The organism is Sphingomonas sp. SORGH_AS_0438 (assembly GCF_031453475.1).
In the GTDB taxonomy this organism is placed as follows: domain Bacteria; phylum Pseudomonadota; class Alphaproteobacteria; order Sphingomonadales; family Sphingomonadaceae; genus Sphingomonas.
The window spans coordinates 3009114-3031542 of sequence record NZ_JAVIZS010000001.1 but is presented as its reverse complement, the minus strand read 5'-3'; the positions used below and the strand labels follow the sequence as shown (position 1 = coordinate 3031542).

Annotated in this window: 26 protein-coding genes and 1 pseudogene; 9 read left to right on the top strand and 18 right to left on the bottom strand. The window is 68.4% G+C overall.

All coding sequences use genetic code 11. From position 1 onward, the window contains the following. Positions 1-141: 141 nt before the first annotated feature. The 5 genes from rpoN to QE452_RS14175 all read right to left on the bottom strand — a co-directional run bounded on the left by rpoN (position 142) and on the right by QE452_RS14175 (position 4392). On the bottom strand, positions 142-1626 hold the full coding sequence (gene rpoN / locus QE452_RS14195; RefSeq protein ID WP_309659585.1) for an RNA polymerase factor sigma-54: 1485 nt from the start codon (positions 1624-1626) through the stop codon (positions 142-144). 39 nt (positions 1627-1665) lie between these two features. Then, positions 1666-2448, bottom strand: a complete 783-nt coding sequence (lptB, locus tag QE452_RS14190; protein WP_206433102.1) for an LPS export ABC transporter ATP-binding protein — start codon at positions 2446-2448, stop codon at positions 1666-1668. An 85-nt stretch (positions 2449-2533) separates the two neighbouring features. Then, on the bottom strand, positions 2534-3112 hold the full coding sequence (locus QE452_RS14185) for an LptA/OstA family protein (RefSeq protein ID WP_309659586.1): 579 nt from the start codon (positions 3110-3112) through the stop codon (positions 2534-2536). A gap of 5 nt (positions 3113-3117) precedes the next feature. After that, positions 3118-3762: an LPS export ABC transporter periplasmic protein LptC gene (lptC, locus tag QE452_RS14180; protein ID WP_309659587.1), complete on the bottom strand. Its 645-nt coding sequence runs from the start codon at positions 3760-3762 to the stop codon at positions 3118-3120. A 9-nt stretch (positions 3763-3771) separates the two neighbouring features. Further along, positions 3772-4392: a ribonuclease D gene (locus tag QE452_RS14175; protein WP_125993649.1), complete on the bottom strand. Its 621-nt coding sequence runs from the start codon at positions 4390-4392 to the stop codon at positions 3772-3774. Between the two features lie 259 nt (positions 4393-4651). Between QE452_RS14175 and QE452_RS14170 the strand changes: the two genes are divergently transcribed. The 4 genes from QE452_RS14170 (at position 4652) to QE452_RS14155 (ending at position 8323) form a co-directional block, all read left to right on the top strand. Continuing rightward, entirely contained in the window at positions 4652-5524 is an 873-nt protein-coding gene (locus QE452_RS14170) for a cold-shock protein (RefSeq protein WP_309659588.1), read from the top strand. Positions 5525-5661: 137 nt separating this feature from the next. Next, the gene (locus QE452_RS14165; protein WP_309659589.1) at positions 5662-6504 is read left to right on the top strand and encodes a hypothetical protein; all 843 of its coding nucleotides are present in this window, start codon (positions 5662-5664) and stop codon (positions 6502-6504) included. A gap of 39 nt (positions 6505-6543) precedes the next feature. Further along, positions 6544-7311, top strand: coding sequence for a glutaminyl-peptide cyclotransferase (locus tag QE452_RS14160; protein ID WP_309659590.1), 768 nt, complete (start codon positions 6544-6546; stop codon positions 7309-7311). A 43-nt stretch (positions 7312-7354) separates the two neighbouring features. Further along, positions 7355-8323, top strand: a complete 969-nt coding sequence (locus QE452_RS14155) for a glutathione S-transferase family protein (protein ID WP_309659591.1) — start codon at positions 7355-7357, stop codon at positions 8321-8323. A gap of 176 nt (positions 8324-8499) precedes the next feature. Here QE452_RS14155 and QE452_RS19115 read toward each other — a convergent pair whose 3' ends face one another. From QE452_RS19115 to QE452_RS14125, 6 genes and pseudogenes are all read right to left on the bottom strand, one after another. After that, positions 8500-9006, bottom strand: a complete 507-nt coding sequence (locus tag QE452_RS19115) for a response regulator (protein ID WP_405052771.1) — start codon at positions 9004-9006, stop codon at positions 8500-8502. A gap of 112 nt (positions 9007-9118) precedes the next feature. Continuing rightward, positions 9119-10174 (bottom strand): annotated as a pseudogene (locus QE452_RS19110) (nitrogen regulation protein NR(II)); the annotation flags it as partial. 513 nt (positions 10175-10687) lie between these two features. Then, the gene (locus QE452_RS14140; RefSeq protein WP_309659593.1) at positions 10688-12262 is read right to left on the bottom strand and encodes a cisplatin damage response ATP-dependent DNA ligase; all 1575 of its coding nucleotides are present in this window, start codon (positions 12260-12262) and stop codon (positions 10688-10690) included. Positions 12263-12306: 44 nt separating this feature from the next. Next, entirely contained in the window at positions 12307-12492 is a 186-nt protein-coding gene (locus tag QE452_RS14135) for a DUF1328 family protein (protein ID WP_184114315.1), read from the bottom strand. A gap of 27 nt (positions 12493-12519) precedes the next feature. After that, on the bottom strand, positions 12520-13017 hold the full coding sequence (locus QE452_RS14130) for a DNA starvation/stationary phase protection protein (protein WP_309659594.1): 498 nt from the start codon (positions 13015-13017) through the stop codon (positions 12520-12522). A gap of 100 nt (positions 13018-13117) precedes the next feature. Next, entirely contained in the window at positions 13118-13477 is a 360-nt protein-coding gene (locus QE452_RS14125) for a hypothetical protein (RefSeq protein WP_309659595.1), read from the bottom strand. A 195-nt stretch (positions 13478-13672) separates the two neighbouring features. Between QE452_RS14125 and rpmG the strand changes: the two genes are divergently transcribed. Next, positions 13673-13840: a 50S ribosomal protein L33 gene (gene rpmG, locus QE452_RS14120; protein WP_125993641.1), complete on the top strand. Its 168-nt coding sequence runs from the start codon at positions 13673-13675 to the stop codon at positions 13838-13840. A gap of 126 nt (positions 13841-13966) precedes the next feature. On the opposite strand, the gene QE452_RS14115 is transcribed toward rpmG, so the two are convergent. Beyond that, the gene (locus tag QE452_RS14115; RefSeq protein WP_125993640.1) at positions 13967-14329 is read right to left on the bottom strand and encodes a response regulator; all 363 of its coding nucleotides are present in this window, start codon (positions 14327-14329) and stop codon (positions 13967-13969) included. Between the two features lie 37 nt (positions 14330-14366). Here QE452_RS14115 and QE452_RS14110 point away from each other — a divergent pair, with 37 nt between their 5' ends. Then, the gene (locus QE452_RS14110) at positions 14367-14663 is read left to right on the top strand and encodes a DUF3572 family protein (protein ID WP_309659596.1); all 297 of its coding nucleotides are present in this window, start codon (positions 14367-14369) and stop codon (positions 14661-14663) included. Beyond that, a complete protein-coding gene (locus tag QE452_RS14105; RefSeq protein ID WP_309659597.1) occupies positions 14660-15298 on the top strand; it encodes an HAD family hydrolase in 639 nt (212 codons plus the stop codon). The genes QE452_RS14110 and QE452_RS14105 overlap by 4 nt, the downstream gene beginning before the upstream one ends. A gap of 5 nt (positions 15299-15303) precedes the next feature. On the opposite strand, the gene QE452_RS14100 is transcribed toward QE452_RS14105, so the two are convergent. Next, positions 15304-15672, bottom strand: a complete 369-nt coding sequence (locus tag QE452_RS14100) for a hypothetical protein (protein WP_125993637.1) — start codon at positions 15670-15672, stop codon at positions 15304-15306. Positions 15673-15801: 129 nt separating this feature from the next. Between QE452_RS14100 and pdeM the strand changes: the two genes are divergently transcribed. After that, the gene (pdeM, locus tag QE452_RS14095; RefSeq protein ID WP_309730293.1) at positions 15802-16464 is read left to right on the top strand and encodes a ligase-associated DNA damage response endonuclease PdeM; all 663 of its coding nucleotides are present in this window, start codon (positions 15802-15804) and stop codon (positions 16462-16464) included. A gap of 43 nt (positions 16465-16507) precedes the next feature. Here pdeM and msrA read toward each other — a convergent pair whose 3' ends face one another. The 5 genes from msrA to QE452_RS14070 form a co-directional block, all read right to left on the bottom strand. Further along, a complete protein-coding gene (msrA, locus tag QE452_RS14090) occupies positions 16508-17185 on the bottom strand; it encodes a peptide-methionine (S)-S-oxide reductase MsrA (RefSeq protein WP_309659599.1) in 678 nt (225 codons plus the stop codon). Continuing rightward, positions 17166-17306, bottom strand: a complete 141-nt coding sequence (locus tag QE452_RS14085) for a hypothetical protein (protein ID WP_309659600.1) — start codon at positions 17304-17306, stop codon at positions 17166-17168. Before QE452_RS14085 ends, msrA begins: the two co-directional genes overlap by 20 nt. 192 nt (positions 17307-17498) lie before the next feature. Next, the gene (locus QE452_RS14080) at positions 17499-18698 is read right to left on the bottom strand and encodes a pyridoxal phosphate-dependent aminotransferase (protein ID WP_309659601.1); all 1200 of its coding nucleotides are present in this window, start codon (positions 18696-18698) and stop codon (positions 17499-17501) included. A gap of 32 nt (positions 18699-18730) precedes the next feature. After that, the gene (gene pabB, locus QE452_RS14075) at positions 18731-20545 is read right to left on the bottom strand and encodes an aminodeoxychorismate synthase component I (protein WP_309659602.1); all 1815 of its coding nucleotides are present in this window, start codon (positions 20543-20545) and stop codon (positions 18731-18733) included. A gap of 58 nt (positions 20546-20603) precedes the next feature. Continuing rightward, positions 20604-22013 carry a sigma-54 dependent transcriptional regulator gene (locus tag QE452_RS14070; RefSeq protein ID WP_125993632.1) on the bottom strand — a complete coding sequence of 470 codons (1410 nt, stop codon included), beginning with the start codon at positions 22011-22013 and terminating at the stop codon, positions 20604-20606. Positions 22014-22258: 245 nt separating this feature from the next. On the opposite strand from QE452_RS14070, the gene QE452_RS14065 reads away from it, so the two are divergent. Further along, positions 22259-22429 (top strand): hypothetical protein, encoded by a 171-nt coding sequence (locus QE452_RS14065; RefSeq protein WP_241214757.1) that lies wholly within the window; start codon positions 22259-22261, stop codon positions 22427-22429.

The window sequence follows — 22429 nt, the reverse complement described above, 5'->3', positions numbered from 1 at the left end:
CCCGGATTGCTTCGCTGCGCTCGCAATGACGGTTGCAGCCGCGTTCCAGATATACAGTCACGTTGAACACCGGCTTGTCCTTCCCTTGGCTCCACCCCGGCCTCTATCGGCGCTTCGTCAAGGGAGGATGGAAGCGGCCGTTCAGCCGCCCAAAGCGCGGGCGCGGCGGCGCTGCACCGAACTGCCGATGCCCATCGCCTCGCGATATTTGGCGACGGTGCGCCGCGCGATGTCGAAACCCTTGGCCTGCAGGCGTTCGACCAGAGTGTCGTCGGACAGGATCGTGTTGCCTTCGCCCGCGATCAGCGCCTTGAGCGCGCTCTTCACCGCCTCCGCCGATACCGCATCGCCGCCGTCCGCCGCCTGGATCGCCGAGGTGAAGAAATATTTCAGCTCGAACAGCCCGCGCGCGCAGGACAGATATTTGTTGCTGGTGACGCGGCTGACGGTCGATTCGTGCATCCCGATCGCCTCGGCGACGCGCGCTAGCGTCAGCGGCTTCAGATGCGCGACGCCGTGGCGGAAAAACCCCTCCTGCTGCTTCACGATCTCCTGCGCGACCTTCATGATCGTGCGCTGCCGCTGATCCAGCGCCTTGACCAGCCAGTTGGCACTGGCCAGGCAGTCGGACAGCCAGGCCTTGGACGCCTTGTCCTGCCCCGTCCGCGACAGCTCGCTGTAATAGCGGCGGTTGACCAGCACGCGGGGCAGGGTGGCGCTGTTGATCTCGATGCCGAAGCCGCCGCGCACCGGTACCACGAACAGGTCGGGCGTCACCGCCGGCGCGGGTTCGCCGCCATAGCGGCAGCCGGGCTTGGGATCATAGGCGCGCAGTTCGCGCACCATATCGGCCATGTCCTCGTCATCGACGCCGCAGATCCGCTTCAGCCGCGCCAGCTCGCCGCGCGCCAGCAGGTCGAGATGCTCGATCAGCCGCGCCATGCAGGGGTCGTAGCGATCCGCCTCGCGCGCCTGGAGCGCCAGGCATTCCGCCAGGTCGCGCGCACCGACGCCGGTGGGATCGAAGGTCTGGACGATCGCCAGCACCCGCTCGACCCGGACCAGCGGCACCGCCAGCCGGTTGGCGAGGTCGAGCAGCGACACGGTCAGATAGCCCGCCTCGTCGATCTGGTCGATCAGATGCTGGGCGATGAAGGCATCGGCGGCGGGCACCGCCAGCGTCGCCTGGGCGAGCAGATGGTCGGCCAGGCTGGGGGCGCCCTCCGCCAGCGAGTCGAGATCGGGGCCGTCCTCCGACCCCAGGCCGCCGCTGCCGCTGCCCGTGCCGCCCGTCATCGACAGGCCGCCATCCGCCGTGCCGCCGCCGTCTGATGCCGAATCCTGATGATGGCTCTCGGTCGCGTAATCCACGTCGAGCGGCTCGGCGGCGGCCGTACCGGTCACCAGCGCGTCGGCACCCGCCGGTTCGGCCGCTTCCGGCCGCTCGGGCCGCACCACCTCCTGGGTCGCGGTGGCGTCGAGCAGTGGGTTCTTCTCCACCTCCTCGGCGATGAACGTCTCGATCTCCAGGTTGGACAGCGCCAGCAGCTTGATCGCCTGCTGCAATTGCGGCGTCATCACCAGCGATTGCGACTGGCGAAGATCGAGACGCGGCGCGAGGCTCATCCGGCCTGGTCCAAGCGGGAGAGGCGGGCGGCCATGGTGCTAGAGCGAGAAGCCCTCGCCCAGATACAGGCGGCGGACATTGGCGTCGGCGACCAGCTCGGCGGGCGAGCCGGAGAAGAGCACGCGCCCGTCATAGATGATATAGGCGCGGTCGACGATATCGAGCGTCTCGCGGACATTATGGTCGGTGATCAGCACGCCGATGTCGCGGCGTTTCAGGTCCTTCACCAGGTCGCGGATGTCAGCGATCGAGATCGGGTCGATGCCGGCGAACGGTTCGTCGAGCAGCATGATCGACGGGTCCGCCGCCAGCGCGCGCGCGATCTCCGCCCGGCGACGCTCGCCGCCCGACAGCGCCATGGCCGGCGAGGCGCGCAGCCGGGTCAGGCCGAATTCCTCCAGCAGCCGGTCGAGCTTGACCTGGCGCTGCGCGGCGTCCGGCTCGGATAGTTCCAGCACCGCCAGGATGTTCTTCTCGATCGACAGGCCGCGGAAGATCGAGGTCTCCTGCGGCAAATACCCCAGGCCCAGGATCGCGCGGCGATACATGGGCAGGCCGGTGATATCCTCATTGTCGAGCAGGATGCGGCCCGAATCGGGCTTCACCAGGCCCATCACCGAATAGAAGCAGGTCGTCTTGCCCGCGCCGTTCGGCCCCAGCAGGCCGATCACTTCGCCGCGCCCGACCGACACCGACACATCGGTCAGCACCGTGCGCTTGTCATAGGATTTGGCGATCGACACCACCTGCAGGCCGCGCGCGACCGGCGGCTCGGCGATCGGCGCGACCGTATCGGAAGGGGAGATGATGGTGGAGTCCATCGCGCTAATGCCTCACGAACTTCGACAGGGGGCCGACAGGGCCTTCCGCTTGCACGCTTTTGCCGCGCACGGAAAGCCCCGGCGCCTAATTGCGCTTGGGCACCGAGAAGGTGCCGGTCACGCGACCGCCGCGCGGGCTGATGCCGCCGGCGTCGCCCGTACCCTGGCCGCCGCCGCTGCCGCCCGCGACCGACGATCCGTCGATCACTGCCCGGCCGGTGTCCAGGTTGATCGTCAGCCGACCGCCATTCACCGTGTTGCCGCCGCCCTGGGTCAGCGACACCGCGCCGATCATGGTGATGACGCGGCGGTTGAGGTCGTAGATCGCATATTGGCTGCGTGCGACCTGATCCGGCCGGCGGACGGTGACGCCGCCCGATGCGTCGAGCCGCGACACCTGCGGATTGCCGCCGATCACCTGGCCCGTATAGGTCACGGTCATCCGTGTGGCGGTGAGCGTCATCTCCGCCTGCTTGACGACGACATTGCCCGACAGGACGGCGCGATTGGCCTTGTCCTGCAACTGGATCTGGTCCGCGCCGAAATCGATCGGCGCGTTGCTGTTATGGCGCTGCTGCGCGACCGCCGGCGTGAGCGGCACCGCCACGAGCATCGGGGCGGCGAGAATCGCGAAAGCGGGCATCAGCGGCGTAAGTTTGCGCATCGGCGCTATTTCGCCCCTCGCGGTACGATCCGCAAGCGGGCGTTGCCATTCAATGTCACCGTGCGGCTGTCCAGATCGGCGCTGAGGCGATCGGCGCTGAACCGGCCCTGCGGCACGGTGCCGGTGACCGGCCCGGCGCTGCGCATCGTCCGCGTCGTCAGGTCGATGGTGGCGTCGCTGGTGTCCATCTTGTAGCCGCCCGCCCCGGTGAAGGCGATCGGCCCGTCGATCGCGACCTTCTGCGAGTCCATATTATAGTGGCCGCGCTGGCCGACGATCTCCGCCGGCCCCTCGGGCAGTTGCAGGCTGGCCTCCAGCGCGCGGAGCTGGACGATCGGCTCGCTGGAGCTGCGCTGGATCGCCGAGCCGGCGGTCAGTTCGAACGCCTGGCCCTTGTCGTCCTGGCCGCGATATTGCGCGCGCTGGATCTTGAGACGCTCGCGCGCGACCTCGACCTTGTTCTTGTCGAGCACGAACGACACGTCGCCGCTCGCGGTCAGCGGGGCCATCACCAGAAAGGCGGACAGCACGCCGATCGCGGTCGGCAGCACGACTCGCGCCACCGCCACCACCCGGTCGTGGCGCGATCCGGGCGCGGCCCAGCGTTGGCGCGCGCTACGCTCCCCCGCGCGGCGGCTCGCCTCCGACATCAGGCGGCCTCACGCATGGGCGAAGATGTCCTGCTCGGGCCAGCCCGCCAGGTCGAGCGCGGCGCGGCTCGGCAGGAAATCGAAACAGGCCTGAGCGATGGCGGTGCGGCCCTCGCGCGCCAGCCGCCGTTCCAGTTCCTCGCGCAGCCGATGGAGATAGCGCACGTCGGACGCAGCATATTCCTTCTGCGCGTCGGACAGGTCGGGCCCGCCCCAGTCGGAGGATTGCTGCGCCTTGGACAGGTCCTGGCCCAGCAGCTCGCGCACTAGCTCCTTCAGCCCGTGCCGGTCGGTATAGGTGCGGATCAGCCGCGAGGCGATCTTGGTGTCCCAGGCGGGGGCGGCGACCACGCCCAGATAGTGCTGGATCGCGGCGATGTCGAAGCGGCCGTAATGATAGAGCTTGGTGATCGAGCGATCGGCCAGCAGCGCCTTCAGGTTGGGCGCGGCATAGTCGCTGTCGGGCGCGAATCGGACGAGATGCTCGTCCGCGCCGCCATCGGACAGCTGCACCACGCACAGCCGGTCGCGCGGCGTGATCAGGCCCATCGTCTCGGTGTCGACGGCAATGCTGGACGCCCCGGCGAACAGGCCGGCGGGGATGTCCTCTTCATGGAAATGCACGGTCATCCTCAGGGCCGTAGCCTCTGGCGCCCGCCCGCTCAAGCACGGACGGCGGTCATGCGGCAGCGCGAAACGTCGCATCCACGCATCTTTTCGCCGCGTTCGGGGCGGTGTGGTGAAAATTTCATTCGCGGAGTTCGATCGAATCGGCTATGCCCAAGAGTAGGCGCAAACTATTTCGCGCCTTGAAGACCTCGGCACGTCGTCCGGCGCTCGGGTTCTTGAGGATGCAGTGACGGGCGAACCGGGAAGACGAACAGGGCTTATGGGTTTCGATAAAGGTGGCCGCGGCAATCGTGGCGGGCGTGGGCGCGACAAGCGCGATGGCTTCGGCGGCGATGACAATTTCGGCGGCGGCGGCTTTGGCGGTGGCGACTTCGGCGGTGGTTTCGGTGGCGGCGGCTTCGGCGGCGGTGACCGGTTCGGCGGCGGTGGCGGCGGCTTCGGCGGCGGTCGCAGCGGCGGCGGCGGCTTTGGTGGCGGCGACCGTGGCGGCTTCGGCGGCGGCGGTGGCGGCGGCTTCCGTGGCGGCGGCGGTGGTGGTGGCGGCTTCGGCGGCGGTCGCGGCATGCCCCCCCAGGTCGTTGGCGAAGGCACCGGCGTGGTCAAGTTCTTCAACGCGCAGAAGGGCTTCGGCTTCGTGGTCCGCGATGACGGCGGCGAAGACGTGTTCGTTCACATCTCGGCGGTCGAGCAGGCCGGCCTGAGCGCCCTGGCCGAGGGCCAGCCGCTCGGCTTCACGCTGGTCGATCGCGGTGGCCGTATCTCGGCGACCGAGCTGAAGATCGACGGCGAGCCGATGGCCGTGACCGAGCGCGCTCCGCGTGAGCCGCGCGAGGGTGGCTTCGGCGACCGTGCACCGCGTGCGGGCGGCAATGATCGTGGCGGCGGCTTCGGCGGCGCGCCGCAGCGTCAGCTGACTGGCGAGAAGGCGACGGGCACCGTCAAGTTCTTCAACGCCATGAAGGGCTTCGGCTTCATCCAGCGCGACGACGGCCAGCCGGACGCGTTCGTCCACATCTCGGCGGTCGAGCGTGCGGGCATGAGCTCGCTGAACGAGGGCGACCGCCTGCAGTTCGAGCTCGAGGTGGACCGTCGCGGCAAGTATGCCGCCGTCAACCTGCAGCAGGGCAGCTGATCCGCCCCACCCGACCAGGGTGGAGCATCGCGACGGCCCGTCCGGTTTCGACCGGGCGGGCCGTTGTGCGTTTGGGGCCATGTCGCCGCTGACCGGCTGGCGGTCGGGTGGGCAGACTTCGTCGTCGAGGAGGGATCATGTCGCTCGTGTTGGTTCTGGCCGCCACCATCGCCTTGCGCGCCGATCCCCCGGCCATCACATTTGCCGAGGCCCGCGCGATGACGCCGGCTCAATTGGCCGACGCGATGCTGGCACCCGGCCATCCGGTGGTCGTGGCGGCCGAAGTCGGGCGGCACGCACCAATGCCGCCGCCGCCGCCCGGTGCCTCCTATCAGATGCCGGTTACCCTGGTCATGGCGGGTGACGTGAGCACCGAGGCGGGCTTTTGCGAGCGGTCGGTTGTACATGTCCTGCTGGCGCCATCGATCTTCCGTGGGATGGCGGCGCCTATTTCCCCGCCGCTCAGCCTGACGATTGAGCGCACCTATAGTTGGCGCGCCGATGCTCGAGACAGGGGCGAATGTGCCACCGTGCGAAAGCCCTATTTCTCCGTCAGCGAAACGGATGCGTCCCCATCATTCGCGCTGATCCGCCAGTTGGCCACGCTTCAAGCCCGCGCGCGCTCCCATCGATCCCTTCCGGTGCAGATATCGATCGACGATCAATCCGCTCGGATGGCGCAGGATTTCGCGCGCATCAACACGGATCCGGACTTGCGACCAAGCAAGGAGGAGATGACGGTGATCTCCAGCGGCCGGGTCGCGCTCGCCAAGCTGCCGCTGGATGCCATTGCCTATATCCACCCAAATTCGCTGAGCTATCAGGGCTTGGTCGAACCGGCGGAACGCACGGATTCGTGGGGGACGCCTCGAGCGCTTGCTACCCTGTTCGCGGGTGGAGAATGGACCGTCGACATGGCATTGGAGAACGGCAGGATTGTCGTCATGCGGATCATGCGCCGCGTCCCGGCGCCCTTCTAGAGATGGCCCTCGACTATATCCTCCCCTAGAACGGATCGCATGGCATTCTTCCTCGCCCCGCTCGCCCTGATCGCCGCCGCGCCCGAGGCCGCCGCACCCGCCACGCCGCGCCCGCCGCTCGTCCAGGTGGAGGTGGTGCGCAGCTACCCGCATGATCGCGCCGCCTTCACCGAGGGGCTGATCTGGCATGACGGCGCGCTCTACGAAAGCGTCGGTCGCGAGGGCGAGTCGGAGGTGCGGCGGGTCGACCTCGCCACCGGCCGGGTCGAGCGGCGCGCGCGCATCGACCCGTCGCAGTTCGGCGAGGGGCTCGCCGCCTGGGGCAAGTCGCTGGTCAGCCTGACCTGGCATGACGGTGTCGCCTATCGCTGGGATGCGCGGACGCTCAAGCCGCTCGGCAAGGGCCGCTACACGACCGGCGAGGGCTGGGGGCTGACCAGTGACGGCACGTCGCTGATCCAGTCGGACGGGACCGCGACGCTGCACGTGCTCGATCCCAGGACGCTGAAGGAGAAGCGGCGGATCGCGGTGACGCTGAACGGCCGGCCGATCGACCAGATCAACGAGCTGGAATGGGTGGACGGCACGATCCTCGCCAATGTCTGGCACACCCCCTATCTGATCCGGATCGATCCACGCTCGGGCAAGGTCACGCAGATCGTCGACCTGCGGCCCGTGGTGGCGCAGGTGTCGGTGTCCGATCCGGAGGGGGTGGCCAACGGCATCGCCTATGACCCGGCGACGCGCCGCCTGTTCGTCACCGGCAAGCTCTGGCCGAAGCTGTTCGAGATCAAGCTGAAACCCTGACCCGCGGCCAAGCGTAGACCCGCCGAACCGGAAGGAGCGCCATATGGGCAGGATGATCGACGGACGCTGGCACGCCGGCAAGGTGACGGAGGACAGCGCCGACGGTGCGTTCAAGCGGCAGGATGCCGGCTTTCGGGACTGGGTGACGGCGGATGGCGGGCCGGGGCCGGACGGGCAACAGGGCTGGCCGGCGGCGAAGGGGCGGTATCACCTCTATGTCAGCTATGCCTGTCCCTGGGCGCATCGCACGCTGATCGTCCGCGCGCTCAAGGGGCTGGAGGAGATGATCGGCGTCTCCGTGGTCGATCCGGTGATGCTGGAGCAGGGCTGGACATTCGAAACGGAGCGGGGCGGCACCGGCGATCCGCTCCATGGCGCGGATTTCCTGTGGCAGCTCTACGCCCGCGCGCGGGATGGCTATACGGGCAAGGTCACGGTGCCGGTGCTGTGGGACCGCGAGCGCGAGACGATCGTCAGCAACGAAAGCGCGGAGATCATCCGGATGCTGACCCAGGCCTGGGACGGGCTGGGGGCAAAGCCGGGCGACTTCTATCCCGCCGAGCATCGCGCGGCGATCGATGCGATCAACGCCGATGTCTACGACCGGGTGAACAACGGCGTCTACAAGGCCGGCTTCGCTACCACGCAAAGCGCCTATGAGGAGGCGGTGCTGCCGCTGTTCGAGACGCTCGACCGGCTGGAGGCGCTGCTGGCCAAGCAGGACTGGCTGGTCGGCACGCGCATGACCGAGGCGGATATCCGCCTGTTCACCACCTTGGTGCGGTTCGACCCGGTCTATGTCGGCCACTTCAAGTGCAACATCCGCCGCATCGTCGATTATCCGGCGCTGGAGGCCTATCTGGAACGCATCCTGAGCGATCCGGCGATCGCCGAGACGGTGCATCTCGACCATATCCAGACCCATTATTATTCCAGCCACCGCGACCTGAATCCCTGCGGCATCGTGCCGGTCGGGCCGGACCTGCCCTGGCGCGGGCTGGTGAAGGGGTAGGTCGGCGAGGCGTTCGCGGCGGATCGTTGCTTTTCCGCCCGGCAAAGGGCGGGGGTGCGAACCGGGGTGAAGGGGGGGCGAGCCTTCCCCCCAACACTTCCAATTTGCGGTGCTTCGCCATGTCGGGCGGCCTGTTTAGTGCGACCATCATCCCCGAACCGGAAACCGCATCGCGCCTATCGTTCGAGCTGCCGCTGTAACGCACCCGACAATTGGCTCGCCGAATAGGGCTTCTTGAGCAGTTCCATGCCCTCGGTCCCCTCCGTCGCCAGCACATGGCTGTACCCGCTGGCGAGGATGACGGGCAGGGCCGGCATGTCGCGGGCAAGCCGCCGGGCCAGTTCGATCCCGCCCATGCCGGGCATGACGACGTCGGAGAAGACGATGTCGAAACCGTCTCCATCATCGCCGAGCTGATCGAGCGCCTCCTCGGCGCTCGTCACCCAGGTAGAACGGTAACCGAGATCGTCGAGAAGCTGGGTCGCAAAGCGGCCGACATCCATATTGTCCTCCACCACCAGCACGCAGCGACCCTCTCCGCCCATGGCCTGGGATTGGACGGCCGGCTTCCGCTCCCGGCCCAAGGCATTGGCCTGTGGCAGGTAGAGGGTGAAGGTCGACCCTTCGCCGACGATGCTCTGGACGTCGATGTCCCCGCCGGACTGTTTGGCGAAGCCGAACACCTGGCTGAGCCCCAGTCCCGTACCCTTGCCGACGCCCTTGGTGGTGAAAGAAGGGCTCGAAGATGCGTTCCAGATCGCCGGGATCGATCCCGGTGCCGGTATCGGTCAGCGCGATCGCCACGAACCGTCCCATGCCGGGGCCGTGGTTCCGGATGGTCGGCATGGGCGCGTCACAGCGGAGCCGGATGGTGATGGTGCCCTCGCCATTCATCGCATCCCGGGCATTGACCGCGAGATTGACCAGCGCCGTCTCGAACTGGCTGACATCGGCGAAAATCGTACAGGTTTCGGCCGGCACATCATAGCGGACGCGCACGCGGGCCCCGGTGATGCTGTCGAGCATGTCGGAAATCGCCTCGAGGCGATCGCGCACCTCGATCGCCTCCGGCTCCAGCGTCTGCCGGCGGGCGAAGGCGAGAAGCTGGCCGGTGAGCTTGGCGGCGCGTTCCGCCGTGCTGCCGATCGCATCGAGATAGCGCTGGCGCTTCTCCACCGGGAGACCTTCCCGGCGCAGCAGATCCACCGATCCCCGGATGACGGTCAGCAGATTGTTGAAATCATGCGCGACGCCGCCGGTAAGCTGGCCGATCGCCTCCATCTTCTGGCTTTGGCGCAGCGCATCCTGGGTTCGCTCGAGTTCTTCGCGGCCATGCACTTCGGCGGTGATGTCGAGCGCATGGTGGAAACCGCCGATGATGCGGCCATTCTCGTCCCGCAGCGGATTGAAGGCGATCTGCCAGACGGGCATTTCGAGATCGGGGCGTCCGAATGCATCGCGGATGACGAAGCTTTCGCCGGCCAGCGCACGCGCCATGTGTTCGCGCAACAGCACGCCCTGCTCGGGGACGACCTGATCGGGCAGGATGTCGCCGATCTGCTGTCGGACGCCATAGACGCGAAAATAGGCGTCCTCATGCGCCTTGTTGAAGGCGGTGATCCGCATGTCCATGTCGAAGGCGAAGACGGGCGATCCGTCCGACTGGACGATGTCGCGGTAGAGGCGCAGCGCGGCCGACCGTTCCTCGATCTGCTCCTCCAGCGTCGCATTGAGTTCGGCCAGCGCCGTTTCGGCGCGACGCCGCTCGGTGAGATCCTTGAACAGGATCGCCACCTGCAGGCCGTCCGCCGGGCCGTTCGGCCAGGCGGAGACCTGAAGATGCTTGCCCATCGATGTCAGTTCCAGCTCGAAATGGATCGGCTCGCCGGTGTCGATCACCTGACGATAGGTGGCGATCCACGCCTCGGCTTCGTCCCCGATCATGTCGCGGGCGGTTCGGCCGGCCGCATCCGGCAGGCCGCAATGCTTGGAGAAGGCGCCGTTCGCTTCGAGGTGGACGTAATCGGTCAGCGCACCCCTGGGCGTGTCGACGAATTCGATGATGCAGAAGCCTTCGTCCATGGTCTCGAACAGCGCACGGTAGCTTTGCTCGCCGCGATCCCGCTCGCGATACCGTTCAAGCTCCGCGCGTAGCCGATCATTCTCGATCCGCAGACTATCCGGTTCATTTCGCTCGGCTATCGACATAGGTCCGTTCTAGATGGCGCAAGCCGCCTATGGCGAGCCAAATCCCGGGAAATTATCGGCAAGGCGGATATTGGACGGGGCGCGCCGTCGCGCAAAGCCGTCCATCTCCACCAATCCGCCCGGCGGGGACGCGATCATCGATCCGTTCCGGACCGGTCAGGTCACCAGCGTCTGGAGCGTCGCCAGCCGGTCCGCCTCCTCGGCCGGCTTGTCGAGGCGGATGCGGGCGATGCGGGGGAAGCGCATCGCCACGCCGGACTTGTGCCGGCTGGAGGCGTGGATCGAATCGAACGCGATCTCCAGCACCAGCGTCTTCTCCACCTCGCGCACCGGGCCGAACCGATGCACCGTATGCTTGCGCACGAAGCTGTCGAGCATCCGCAATTCCTCGTCGGTGATGCCCGAATAGGCCTTGCCGACCGGGGCCAGCTCGCCCTGCTCGGTCCAGCAGCCGAAGGTATAGTCGCTGTAGTAGGAGGAGCGGCGGCCGTTGCCGCGCTGCGCATACATCATCACGCAATCGGCGGTCAGCGGATCGCGCTTCCACTTGTACCACAGCCCGGCGCGGCGGCCGCCCAGATAGGTGGAATCGCGGCGCTTGAGCATCACGCCCTCGATCGCCGCGTCGCGCGCGCCGGCGCGGATCGCCTCCAGCGCGGTGAAGTCCTCGGCCTCGATCAGTTGCGACAGGTCGAAGCGTTCGGGGTCGAGGCGCGGCACGAACGCCTCCAGCCGCGCGCGCCGCTCGGTCCAGGGCCGCTCGCGCACATCCTCGGCGCCGTCGAACAGGATGTCGTAGAGGCGCACGAAGGCGGGATAGTCCGCCAGCATCCGCGCCGACACCGTCTTGCGGCCGAGCCGCTGCTGGAGCGCGTTGAAACTCGCCGCCTCGCCGCCCTGCACCTCGCCCTTCACCATCAGTTCGCCATCGACCACGCCCGGCGTGGCGAAGGCGGCGGCGACATCGGGAAAGCTGCCGGTCACATCGTCGCCGGTGCGACTGTAGAGTCGCGTCTGGCCGGCGACATGGACGATCTGGACGCGGATGCCGTCCCATTTCCACTCGGCGGCATAGTCTTTCAAATCGACGCGCGCATCCTCCAGCCCGTGCGCGAGCATGAAGGGGCGGAAGACGGGGGTGTCGGCAGCGGTCGGCTCGGCCCCGCGTCCCTCGATCCAGTCGAACAATGCGTCATAGGGCGGCTGGAGGCCGTGCCACAGTTCCTCGACCCGATCGACGTCGAGCGCGAAGGCCTGGGCCAGCGCGGTCTTGGCGAGGCGGGCGGACACGCCGATCCGCAGGCCGCCGGTCGCCATCTTGAGCAGCGCGAACCGTTCCTCGCTGTCGAGCCGGTCGAGCATCGCCGCCAGCACGGCCGGCGCATCCGAACGCGACAGGTGGCGCAGTCGCTCCACCGCCTGGGTGACGCTCAGCGGTTCGGGATCGGCCGGCACGACCGGGGCGGGCCAGAGCAGCGCCACCGTCTCGGCGGTGTCGCCGACATAGTCGCGGCTCATCCGGAACAGCACCGGATCGACGCGCTCCTCGATCAGGGCGCGGATCAGGGCGGGCTTGACGCCCTTCAGGTCGAGATCGCCGGTCAGCGCCGCCATCGCCCAGCCGCGATCGGGATCGGGCGTGGCGCGGAGATAATCGGCGATCAGCTTCAGCTTGGCGTTGCGACCGCGCATGTAAATCAGCGAATCGAGCAGGGCGGCGAAGGCGTGCATCCCGGCTCAACGCACAGGAGGCACGCCGCGCTCCGCCAGAGCGATCAGTCGACCGCGTCCTTCACCGTCTTGCCCGCGATCAGCCCCAGCACGAGGAAGATCACGAATAGCGCGACGGCGATGAAGAACAGGATCTTCGCGATGCCGACAAAGGCGCCGCCGATGCCGCCAAAGCCGAGGCCGCCGAGCACCAGCCCGACGATGAGGAAGATCACGGCCAGTTTCAGCATGGCGGCAGGCTCCTTTTCAGCAGGGACTTAGGACTGGCGGCTGGCCTCGAACAGGAACCAGGCGCGCTCCTCGGCCTGGTCGATCCAGTCGTCGGCCAGGCTGGAGGTGGCGGTGTCGTTCGCCGCCTCGGCCCGCTCGCGCGCATCGCGCAGCGCCTCGACCAGCTTCTGATTGTCCGCGCGCAGCTCGGCGAGCATCTCCTGCGGGGAGACGAAATCCTTGTCGTTGTCGGAAATCTGCTGGCGGCGGGCGATGTCGCCGATCGAGCGCAGCGTGGTGTTGCCGGTCTTGCGCACGCGCTCGGCGATCGCGTCGGTCACACCCAGGATCTGCGTCGCCTGGTCGTCGAGCATCAGGTGATAGTCGCGGAAGTGCGGGCCCGAGACGTGCCAGTGGAAATTCTTGGTCTTCAGGTACAGCGCATAGCAATCCGCCAGCGCGATGTTGAGCGCATCCCCGGCGGTCTTGGTGTCGTTGCGGTTGAGATCGGTGGGGGTCGCGAGGGCGGGGTCGAGATCGGCCATGATAAGCTCCGGCATGATGTTCTAACGGGTCGGATGCGTAACGATCCGATGCCCGAATGGCTCCCCGCCAGGCCGTTTTCAACCGCGCCGGGCGTCCCGGTCAGCCGGCCAGCCGCACCGAGCAGGCGGCGGCGAAGGATTCGCAGGCGGCCAGGTCACGCCGCTCGCATCGCACCGCATCGCTGAGCAGCGCCAGCCAGCCATGGATCAGCGAGCCATGCTCGCCCCGCGCCAATGCCGAATCGAGGAAATGGGCGACGGTGACCGCCGGGTCGAGGCCGTTGCGATGGGCGATGGTGCGGATCGCATCGACATCAACGGCCAGGTCACGGGCGCGGGCATAGGGCGCGCGGACATCGAGCGCGGCGATTCGCGCGGTCAGGTCGGCCCGGACGCTGTCGAGTCGCGTCAGATCATGGGGCCGTGATTCGCCGTGACCGATCCGCAACGCCTTGCCCATGCCGCCCGTCCTCCTACTGGAATCCCAACGCGATTCTCGAGCAGCATCATGGATGCTTCGTGGTTAACCCTGGGTAAACGCGTATCGGCCCTGACTCGAGTGGTTGACTTTCCGGCGATCCTCCGGCATCCGCCACGGCTGATCGAGCGGTGACCATATGGGTCGGCCGCTCTTGTCTTTTTCAGGATAGGGCTCATGGCCAAGCCGACCACCATCAAGATCAAGCTCGTCAGCACTGCGGACACCGGTTTCTTCTACACCGCGAAGAAGAACCCGCGCACCAAGACCGAGAAGTTCACCTTCAAGAAGTATGATCCCGTCGTGCGCAAGCATGTCGAGTTCAAGGAAGCCAAGATCAAGTAAGCGGCACGCGGGCGGCGTCGCCGCCCCGTCCGGTTATCGGATGTGCGACAAGGCCGTGGGTGGTGACGCCCAGGGCCTTTTCGTCGTGCCTGGAATGCGGGAGCAGCCGGGCGACCGGGCGGACCCTCATGCCAGCCCGTTCACCGCCTCCATGAAGCGCGCCAGGCTGATCGGCTTGGAGACATAGGCATCGGCGCCGGCGCCGCGAATCCGATCCTCGTCGTCGCGCCCGGCATAGGCGGTCACCGCCATGATCGGGATGGTGCGAAGCGTCTGGTCGGCCTTGAGCGCCAGGATCAGCTCGTACCCCGTGACGTGCGGCATCTGGATGTCCATCACGATCAGGTCCGGCTCCACCTCGCGCGCGCGCGCCACCGCCTCACGGCCGTCGCGTACCGGCTCCGCCGCCCATTCATGCGCCCGCAACAGGTCGCAGAACAGCTTCAGGTTCAGCTCGTTATCCTCGACAACCAAGACCTTTTTCGTCACGCGGGTTCCTGTTCTCAGCTGAAGGCGACGATAGGCAATGCAGCGGTCCAGTACAAATCACGACGCAGATGCAATAGCATCGGCGCAAATCCTCGCCTTGCGCGCCCTGGCCTGGACCCTGGCGGCGCCCGACCGGGCGCATCGGCTGCTCGATGTGACCGGCCTGACCCCTAATGATTTGAAATCAGGGGCAAGTGAACGGGCAACGCAGGCCGCCGTACTTGGTTTCCTGGAAGGATACGAGCCCGACTTGATCGCCTGTGCGACCGACCTGGACGAGCGGCCCGAGGCACTGGTCGCCGCCCGTCGCCGGCTGGACGGAGAGGGCGCATGAAGCCGCTGCTCATCACCGATTGCGACGAGGTGCTGCTGCACATGGTGCGGCATTTCCGCACCTGGCTGGACGAGCATCACGATATCGACTTCGCGATCGGCGCGGGCGATTTCGCCACCAGCATGACGCGCCGCGACGGCGGCGGCGTGATCCCCCAGGCGGAGATGTGGTCGCTGCTCGGCGGCTTCTTCCCGGCCGAGATGGGCCGGCAGACGCTGGTGCCGCACGCGGCCGAGGCTCTGCAGGCGATCGCGACCCAGGCCGATATCGTCATCCTCACCAATCTGCTCGACGATTGCCGCCAGCCGCGCGTCGAGCAGCTCGCCGCCTTCGGCATCGCGCATCGGGTGGTCTGCAACCAGGGCGGCAAGGGCCCGGCCGTCGCGGCGCTGCTGGCCGAACATGGCGACGCGGACGGGCCGCCGGTGGCGGTGTTCGTCGACGACATCGCCGGCCATCACGAATCGGTCGCGCGCGATGCGCCGGGCGTCCACCGGCTGCACCTGATCGCCGATGCCGAACTGGCGGTGGCGATGCCGCCGGCCCCCTTCGCCCATGCCCGGATCGACGACTGGCGCGAGGCGCTGCCGTGGATCCAAGCGCGATTCGCGGGCGGGGTGCCGGCGGCGGCCTGACCGGCTTACTTCTTCGGCGCGGCGGGCCTGGCGCGAGCGGTGGTGATCTGGCTGATCGCCGTCAGCTCGCGACCGCAGCGTGCCGCCTCGGTGCCGACATTGATCTTGGCGGCCTGTGCCTGCTGCGCCGCGCGGGTGAGCGTGGCGGGGATGTCGAGGCCGGCGTTGCGGCCCTTGAGCTTGCCGACATAATACATGCTGCCGGCGCGCAGCGCGGACAGCTTGTCCGCCGGCTGGTTGGGCTGCGAGGCGATGAAGCCCAAGACCACGACGCAGCGCGCATCGCCCGCCTCCGGGCTGAGCGGGGCCTGCGCCAGTGCGGCCGGTGCCAGGGCGAGGGAGGCCAGCAGGGCGGCGATCGGCTTGAGCGACATGGAGAGACGTCCTTTTCGTGAGGGGGCCGGCATAGGCGCTCCACCGGAACGGGCCAAGAGGCAGGTCCGGCCGCGATTCCCTGCCACCCGGCGCTTGCGCTGGCGGCTGCCAGACGGCATGGCACGGAAATGGTTCCCTTTTCGTTCGGTGGACAGGCGCTGGCGGCGCTGGCGGAAGGCGCGGTCTTCTGGCCGTCCCGGCGCGCGCTGCTCGTCGCCGACCTGCATCTGGAGAAGGCGAGCTGGTTCGCCGGACGCGGGCAGATGCTGCCGCCCTATGATTCGCTGGCGACGCTGGAGGCGCTGACGACGCTGGTCGAGCGGTGCGGCGCGACCGAGATCTGGTGCCTGGGCGACAGTTTCCACGATGTCGGCGGCTGCGACCGCCTGCCCCAGGCAGCACAGGACCGGTTGCGGGCGCTGATCGGTACGACGCGCTGGACCTGGATCACCGGCAATCACGATCCCGCGATCCTCGATCGCTGCGGCGGCGAAGTGGTGGAAGAGGCGCTGGTCGATGGCCTGGTGCTGCGCCACGAAGCCGATCCGGCCGAGTCGCGGCCCGAACTGTCGGGTCATTTCCACCCCAAGCTGCGCGTGCGGGTGCGCGGCAAGCAGGTGGCGCGCCGCTGCTTCGTCGCCAGCGCCGCCAAGCTGGTGCTGCCGGCCTTCGGCTCGCTGACCGGCGGGCTGGATGTCGATCATCCGGAAATCCGCCGGGCGGTGGGTGGTCGGGCGGAGGCGCTGGTGCCGGTCGCCGACCGGTTGCTGCGCTTCCCGATCGCGGCCTGAGCCCGATCACGCCGCCCCGACGGGGGAGGCGTGGTTCGCGAACCTACCGGGCGAGCGTCGGAAAGCCGGCGCGGAAGGCCGCGACCTTGGGCTTGTCCCAGGTGACGATATAGGGATGGCCAGGATTCCGGTCGAAGAAATCCTGGTGATAGGCCTCGGCCGGGTAGAAGCGGCCTTGCTCCAATTTCGTGACGATCGGGCGCGGGAAGCTGTGCGCCGCGGTCAGCTGCGCGACATAGGCGCGCGCCACGGCCGCTTGCTGCGGCGTCTGCGGGAAGATCGCCGAGCGATAGCTGGGGCCGCTGTCCGGGCCCTGGCGATCGACCTGCGTCGGGTCATGCGCGATCGAGAAATAGACGCGCAGCAGCGTCGCATAGCTGACCCGGCTGGGGTCGTAGCTGATGCGGATCGCTTCGGCATGGCCGGTGCGCTCGCTGGAGACGGCGGGATAGTTGGCGGTGGCGGCCGTGCCGCCCGCATAGCCGGCGGTGACGGAGCGGACGCCCTTCACGCGCTGGAACACCGCTTCCATGCCCCAGAAACAGCCGCCCGCCAGCACGGCGGTCTGCGGCGCGGCGGCGGCAGGCACATCGACCCTGGCGGTCGGCAGCGGCACCGCGCGTTCCGCATCCGCCCGGCCGGTGGTCACCAGGGCGGCGATCCCGATCAGGCCGGCGGCGGCGGCGGTGGCGCGAATCACCTCAGCGCGTCTCCGCGACATGGGCGGGGGCCGGGAAGGCGGAGGGCGTGTCGCTCGGATGCAGCGCGAACAGGCCGATCGCACCGAGCACGAAGCCACCGGCGAACTGCCACACGAAGCTGGATTTGAACGACTTCAACATAGGATCATGCCCTGCACGAGCCACCGGACCCTGGTGGCGAAGGGATCGACCGCGATATCGGGCCGCAGCCCTGACACAACAAGACGATGACTGGAAACATAGCGTTGCAGGATGAACGCGCCGTGGGTGGCCCGTTCATCCTGCATTAGCCTTGGACGTAGGGAACGGGCGGTCCGGGCCGCCCGTACGGGGTCAGCGCAGCGCGGCGCAGGCCTCCGCGATCCGCGCGCACGCCTCGGTCAGCAGCGCGTCGGAGGTGGCGTAGCTGATCCGCATCGCCGGCGACAGGCCGAACGCCGCGCCTTGCACCGCCGCGACCCGCGCCTCGTCGAGCAGATAGGTGACGAACGCCTCGTCATCGGCGATCACGACGCCCTTGGGCGTGGTCTTGCCGATCAGCGGCGCGAAGGACGGATAGACGTAGAAGGCCCCCTCCGGCGTCGGGCAGGACATGCCGGGGATCGCGTTCAGCGCCGACACCACCAGGTCGCGACGGACGCGGAACGCCTCATTGCGCGCGGCCAGGAACGACTGGTCGCCGGTCAGCGCCGCCACCGCCGCCGCCTGCGCGACCGAGCAGGGGTTGCTGGTCGACTGCGACTGGAGCTTGGCCATCGCCTTGATCAGCCAGGGCGCGCCGCCGGCATAGCCGATCCGCCAGCCGGTCATCGAATAGGCCTTGGAACAGCCATTGACGGTCAGCGTGCGCTCATAGAGCTCGGGCACCACCTCGGCGATCGTCGCGAAGCGGAAGCCGTCATAGACGATATGCTCGTACATATCGTCGGCCAGCACCCAGACCTGCGGGTGGCGCAGCAGCACCGCGCCCAGCGCCTTCAGCTCGTCGGCCGAATAGGCGGCGCCGGTCGGGTTGGAGGGCGAGTTGAGGATTACCCACTTGGTGCGCGAGGTGATCGCCGCCTCCAGCGCCTCCGGCGACAGCTTGTAGTTCTGCTCGGGCCCGGCCGGCGCGATCACCGGCGTGCCGCCCGCGAACTGGACAATGTCGGGATAGCTGACCCAATAGGGGGCCGGGATCACCACCTCGTCGCCCGCCTGCACGGTGGCGACCAGCGCGTTGAACAGCGTGTGCTTGCCGCCGACGTTCACGCTGATTTGATCGGGGGTGTAGGTCAGGTGGTTGTCGCGCGCGAACTTGGCGACGATCGCCTCCTTCAGCTCGGCGGTGCCGTCGACATTGGTGTATTTGGTCTGGCCGCGACGGATCGCCTCGATCGCCGCCTCCTTGACGAAATCAGGCGTGTCGAAATCCGGCTCGCCCGCGCCCAGGCCGATCACGTCCACGCCGGCCCGCTTCAACGCGTTGACGCGGGCGGTGACGCCGAGCGTGGGAGACGGGCTGATGCGATCGAGGGCGGCGGAGGTGTTCATGGAGCCGATGCCTTAATGAGAGGGCGGCGGCGCTATAGCGGCAGGGCGGGGGATTTCGCAACCGCAACGAACCGTGCCGGCATCAAACCCCGAAGCGCATTGCCGAGCAGGATCTGGGGCGGCAGGTCGGCGCGGGTCAGCACCGCTTCGCGCGCCTCGCCCCGCGCCAGCAGTTCCTCGCGCAGCACGCCCGGCAACAGGCCGCCGGCCGGCGGCGTCAGCAGCCCGCCGTCCCGCGGTACGAAGAGGTTGGTGAAGCTGCCCTCCGTCACCGATCCGTCGGGCCGTTCGAACAGCACCTCGTCCGTCCCCGCCGCCGCACGGGCGCGGTCGTAGAAGCCGCGGTCGCTGGTCTTGTGGCACAGGCGCAGGTCGTCGGGCGCGACCGGCAGCGGCACGATGGCGACGGAAAGCGGCGCGGTGGGCGCGGGCGGCATCGGCATGGTCTCCACCGCCACCGCGCCGCTCGGCGACAGCATCAGCCGCACGCGACGCGCCTGGCGCAGGCGGAAGGTCGCGGCCTGCAACTCGTTGCGCGCGCCATGCCGGTGGAAATCGAATCCCAGCGCGGCCGCGCTCGCCTTCATCCGCGCCAGATGGCGGTCGAGCAACGCGATCCCCGCTTCGGGGTCGAAGGCCATGGTTTCGATCAGGTCGAACACCCTGCGTCCGTCGCCCACGAAGGCGGCCTTGGCAAGGCATTCATTCCATTCATTTTCCGGAACCGAATCGGCGACGATACCGGCCCCCAGCGACAGGCTGGCCGCGCGGTCGCCGCCGCGGATCGTCAGGGTGCGGATCGCGACGTTGAAGGCGGCGTCGCCGGTCGAATCGATATGGCCGATCGACCCGGTATAGAGGCCGCGCGGTCGCGCCTCGATCGCGGCGATCGCCTGCATCGCGCGCAGCTTGGGCGCGCCGGTGATCGAGCCGCAGGGAAAGCCCGCCGCCAGCACGTCGACCGCGTCGCGGCCGGGGGCGAGTCGCGCGGTGACGGTGGAGGTCATCTGGTGGACGGTCGGATAGGTCTCCACCGCGAACAGTTCGGGCACCGCGACCGATCCGGGCACCGCCACGCGCGACAGGTCGTTGCGCATCAGGTCGACGATCATCAGGTTTTCGGCGCGCTGCTTGGCGTCGCGGCGAAGCGCGGCGGCGAGCGCCCGATCCTCCGTCCCGGTCGTACCCCGGCGGGCGGTGCCCTTCATCGGCCGGCAGGTCAGCCGGTCGCCCTGGATCGCGACGAATAATTCGGGCGACAGGCTGAGCAGCCGGTCGTGCCCGGTGTCGATCAACGCCCCCCAGCCGGCGCCCGCCCGCGCGCGCAGGGCGGCATAGATGGACAGCGGATCGCCCGCGATGGGGGCGGTGGCGCGGAAGCTGAGATTGGCCTGGTAGAGATCGCCCGCTGCGATCAGCTCCAGCACCTCGCGCACCTGCCCCTCGTAGCGCGCTTGCGGGACATCGGGCGCAGGCGCGCCGATCCAGCCGCCCGCCGGGTCGGGCAGCAGCGCGGCGGCGTCGACCGTCTCCCAGCCCCGGAACAGCCCGAACCAGAGGAGCGGCGTGTCGATCGCGGGGGGCGGGCCCAGTTTCGGCTCGAAGGCGTGACCCGCCTCGTAGGACAGATAGCCCGCCGCATCCAACCCATCCGCCAGCCCCGCGCGGAGCCGGTCGAGCGCCGCCGGCACCGCCGCCGGGTCATGGGTTTCGATCACCGCCACCGGCCGGCGATACAGGCGGGTGCGCGCCGGGGCCTGCGCATCGTCGAGCAGCACGAAGGGCGCGGTCAGCGGCGCATCGACCGGTCGACCGGGTGCGGGGGTTGGATGGACGCCGGAACACATCCGCCCGGATTAGGCCGATGCGGCGGCTTTGTCGTCTGTGTCTTCTACGGATGGGGAGTCAGGCGGCGTTGCTCTCGATCCCGAGCTCGGCGAGCTTGCGGTAGAGGGTCGAGCGACCGATGCCGAGCCGGCGCGCCACCTCGGTCATGCGACCGCGATAATGGCCGATCGCCAGGCGGATCACGTCCGCCTCGATATCCTCCAGCAGCCGCATATGCCCGTCCGGCCGGAAGAGCTGCACGCCGCCGCCCTCGACCGCCGAGGCGCTGCGGCGGCCGCCCATCATCGCGATCTGCGGGAAGTCGGCGGCGGTCAGCGCATCGCCCTCGCACAGCACTGCCGCGCGGAAGAGCGCGTTCTGCAACTGGCGGACATTGCCCGGCCAGTCATAGGCGCACAGCAGGTGCAGCGCGTCGTCTGTGATGCCCAGCGGGCGCAGGCCCGGCTGGCGCGCGATGCGGGCGAGCAGATGGCGGGCCAGCGCCGGCACGTCGCTCAACCGGTCGCGCAAGGGCGGGATGGCGACCTGCACCACGTTCAGCCGGTAATAGAGATCCTCGCGGAACCGGCCCGCCTCGACCTCCTCGGCCAGGCGGCGGTTGGTCGCGGCGATCACGCGCACGTCGACGGTGCGGGCATGGCGCGCGCCCAGCGGGTGGATCTCGCCCTCCTGCAACACGCGCAGCAGCTTGACCTGAGCGTCGAGCGGCATGTCGCCGACCTCGTCCAGGAACAGCGTGCCGCCGTCCGCTTCCTGGAAGCGGCCGATCTTGCGCTCGAACGCGCCGGTGAACGCGCCCTTCTCATGGCCGAACAGTTCTGACTCGACCAGATTGGCCGGGATCGCGCCGCAATTGACCGCGACCATCGGCTTGCGCGCGCGCGGGGATGCGGCGTGGATCGCCTCCGCCACCACTTCCTTGCCGACGCCGCTTTCGCCCTCCAGCAGCACGGGCACGCGGGCACGCGCCGCCTTGGCCGCGATCGCCAGCGCGGCGCGGAAATCGGGGGCGGAACCGACGATCTCGTCAAAGGCGAGGAGCGCGGGGATCTTCTCGGTCAGCGGGCGCAGCTCGCCCGCCGCGCTGCCCGCCACCGCCGCCTCCAGCGCGGCGAGCAGGCGTTCGGGGGCCAGCGGCTTGACCAGGAAGTCGGTCGCGCCCGCGCGCATCGCCGCCACCGCCTGCGCAACCGAGCCATTGGCGGTCAGCATCAGGATCGGCAGCGTCGGACGGCGTTCGCGCAGCTCGGCGATCAGCGCATTGGCATCCTGCTCGCCCGCCCAATGGTCGAGCAGGATCGCATCGAGCTGGCCGCCCTCCGGCGTGCCGAGCATCGCCATCGCCATGTCGGCATCGGCGGCGAACAAGGCGCGCCAGCCCGCCCGCGCCGCCAGCGCCGCGACGAGTCGCCGCTGCGCGGGTTCGTCGTCGATCAGTAGAAGCAGCCGCTGTCCGTTACGCGTCATTCTCGCCCTACCTCGTCCCGGTTCGGTACGGGGTGTAGGCCGCATCAGGTAAAGGCAGCCTTAATCGCGCACCTGCGCCATCGGCGCCCCCCGGAGCCTCGGCCGCCTTTAGGGGAACATGGCCGTTCTGGCTAGATCAAGGTTAATGATCCGTTCCGCCCTATTCCGGAAAGGGGGGAACAGGCTTGAGCGATTCGGCTGCCGAGTCTAGGCTCGGGCGCAGAACAGACAGGGCAGAGGGTCACATGGCGGGAAGCGACGCGGACCATGGTGCGGGCGGGGGTGCTGGCCACAAGGTGGCCGGAGGCGATCTCGGTGCGCATGTGACTGACTATGCCCGGATGATCGGGATGTTGAAATGGGGCGCGGTCGCGGTGGCGGCCATCGTTGCCTGCGTCATCTGGCTGATCGCCTGA